This is a genomic window from Candidatus Andeanibacterium sp. (genome assembly GCF_057143545.1).
Genome location: NZ_DBNHSF010000185.1, coordinates 1 through 2240, shown reverse-complemented (window position 1 = coordinate 2240; position 2240 = coordinate 1). Strand labels below are relative to the sequence as shown.

The following is a 2240-nucleotide window of genomic DNA, read 5'->3' as shown; positions in this document are numbered from 1 at the left end:
TCGTTGTGATGGCGGTCGGCATCCGGCCCAATGTGCAATTGGCCAAATCCGCCGGGCTCGAGGTCGATCGCGGGATCGTGGTCGACGATCACATGGTGACGTCCGATCCGGCAATCCTGGCGGTCGGCGAATGCGTCCAGCACCGCGGCGCCTGTTACGGGCTGGTCGCGCCCCTGTGGGAGATGTGCCATGCGCTGGCCGACCAGCTGACGAGCAATCCGACCGGCTACGAAGGCTCGGTCACTTCGACCAAGCTCAAGGTTTCGGGGATCGACCTGTTCTCGGCCGGCGATTTTTCCGGCTCTGACGGCAGCGAGGATATCGTCATGCGCGATGCCGCGCGCGGGATCTACAAGCGGGTCGTGATCCGGGATGACCGGGTGATCGGCGCGGTCCTCTACGGCGATACCGCCGACGGGAACTGGTATTTCGACCTCCTGAAGAAGGGCGAGGATATCTCCGACATCCGCGAAGCCCTGATCTTCGGGCAGGCATTTGCGTCCGGCGGTACGCGGCTGGACCCTGACAGCGCCGTTGCAGCACTTTCCGACGACGCAGAAATCTGCGGCTGCAACGGCGTTTCCAAGGGCAAGGTCGTCGCTTGCATCACTGGCGGGGCGCACAGCGTCGACGCGGTGCGCTCGGGCTGCAAGGCTTCGGCGAGCTGCGGTTCGTGTACCAACCTGGTCGAGAGCCTGCTCACCATCACCTTGGGCGACGGAGCAGTCGAGAGCGGGCCCAGGACGCTCTGCAAATGCACCAGCTTCACCCATGACGATGTCCGTCGCCTGATTATCGACAAGGCATTGAAGGCGATCCCCGAGGTCATGCAGGAATTGCACTGGACCACTCCGGAAGGCTGCGCCTCGTGCCGCCCGGCGCTCAATTACTACCTGCTCTGCGCCTGGCCCGGCGAATATGTCGACGACGAGAAGAGCCGCTTCGTCAACGAACGGCTCCACGCCAATATCCAGAAGGACGGGACCTATTCGGTGGTTCCCAGGATGTGGGGTGGGCTGACCAATCCCAAGGAACTGCGCGCGATCGCCGACGCGGCAGAGAAATTCGGGGCCCGCACGGTCAAGGTCACCGGCGGCCAGCGGATCGACCTGTTCGGGATCAGGAAAGAAGATTTGCCAGCGATCTGGGCCGATCTCAACGCCGCGGGCATGGTCTCGGGCCATGCCTACGGCAAGGCGCTGCGCACGGTGAAGACCTGCGTCGGCTCCGAATGGTGCCGCTTCGGGACCCAGGATTCGACCGGGCTGGGGGTCAAGATCGAGCAGATGACCTGGGGCAGCTACATGCCGCACAAGTTCAAGATCGCGGTCAGCGGCTGCCCGCGCAATTGCGCCGAAGCCACGATCAAGGATTTCGGCGTGATCTGCGTCGACAGCGGCTATGAACTCCATGTCGGCGGCAATGGCGGGATCAAGGTCCGCGCGACCGACTTCCTGTGCAAGGTCGAGACCGAGGAGCAGGCGCTCGAAACCTGCGCCGCCTTCATCCAGCTGTATCGCGAAGAGGCGCACTACCTCGAGCGGACCGCGCCATGGATCGAGCGCGTCGGGCTCGACTATGTGAAATCGCAATTGCTGGACGATCCGGACGCGATCGAACAGCTCGCCCGCCGCTTCAGATATTCGCAGAAGTTCTGGCAGGTCGATCCGTGGGCCAACCGCGCCGGCGGCGCCCATCGCGAATTGCACAGCCATCTTGCCGAGGTCCGGCCGCTCCAGGTGGAGGGCGTCCAGTGATCGGCAAATGGCTCGATATCGGCTCGGTCACTCAGATCGAGCCCGGCACTGCCCGCACGCTGCCGGTCGAAGGGGGCGAGGAGATCGCCGTGTTCCGGACGATGACCGGCGAATGCTATGCGCTGGTCAACAAATGTCCGCACAAGCAGGGACCGCTCAGCCAAGGCATCGTGCATGGTGCGGTGGTCACCTGTCCGCTGCACAATTGGAACATCTCGCTCAAGACCGGCGAAGCGCTTGGCGAGGACAAGGGCTGCGTCCCGACGATCCCGATGAAAGTTGATGCCGGGCGCATGTTCCTGCTGCGCGAAGCGGTCGTCGGGCCGAAGGCAGCCTGACCGGGATGGGCGCCATCCGCACAACCTGCGCCTATTGCGGGGTCGGCTGCGGCATCAAGGCGACAATTGGCGAGAGCAGGGAAGTGCGGATCGAGGGCGATCCGGACCACCCGGCCAATCGCGGATCCCTGTGTTCCAAGGGGAC

General features: G+C 64.1%; 3 protein-coding genes. All 3 read left to right on the top strand.

Translation table 11 applies throughout. The features are described 5' to 3' along the window. Window positions 1–1757, top strand: a 1757-nt coding sequence (gene nirB / locus AC16XC_RS11030) for a nitrite reductase large subunit NirB (protein WP_484034706.1), incomplete at its 5' end; no start/stop codon positions are given. Further along, window positions 1754–2095: a nitrite reductase small subunit NirD gene (gene nirD, locus AC16XC_RS11025; protein WP_484034705.1), complete on the top strand. Its 342-nt coding sequence runs from the start codon at window positions 1754–1756 to the stop codon at window positions 2093–2095. The genes nirB and nirD, both read left to right, overlap by 4 nt. A 5-nt stretch (window positions 2096–2100) precedes the next feature. Next, window positions 2101–2240 (top strand): hypothetical protein (locus AC16XC_RS11020; protein WP_484034707.1); only part of this gene is annotated, 140 nt, incomplete at its 3' end.